This window comes from Leclercia tamurae, from assembly GCF_025566055.1.
In the GTDB taxonomy this organism is placed as follows: Bacteria; Pseudomonadota; Gammaproteobacteria; order Enterobacterales; family Enterobacteriaceae; genus Enterobacter; species Enterobacter tamurae.
Genome location: NZ_JAMHKS010000011.1, coordinates 1 through 249 on the forward strand (window position 1 = coordinate 1; position 249 = coordinate 249).

1 tRNA gene and 1 rRNA gene are annotated in these 249 nt (G+C 47.4%); both read right to left on the reverse strand.

Annotation, left to right across the window (positions count from 1 at the left end):
• Positions 1-37: 37 nt before the first annotated feature.
• Positions 38-114, reverse strand: a tRNA-Ile gene (locus tag M8318_RS00040).
• A gap of 72 nt (positions 115-186) precedes the next feature.
• Positions 187-249: ribosomal RNA gene (locus tag M8318_RS00045) — 16S ribosomal RNA — on the reverse strand; the annotation flags it as partial.

Consider the following 249-nt stretch of genomic DNA (forward strand, 5'->3'; position numbering starts at 1 on the left):
ATCGTAGTTAAATCTCTTCAAATTTGCGTGGCAAATTTGGTAGGCCTGAGTGGACTTGAACCACCGACCTCACCCTTATCAGGGGTGCGCTCTAACCACCTGAGCTACAAGCCTGCAGAGATTTTTTTACTGCTTACTTTTCATCAGACAATCTGTGTGGACACTGCAAAGGCAGGTTCTTTAAGGTAAGGAGGTGATCCAACCGCAGGTTCCCCTACGGTTACCTTGTTACGACTTCACCCCAGTCAT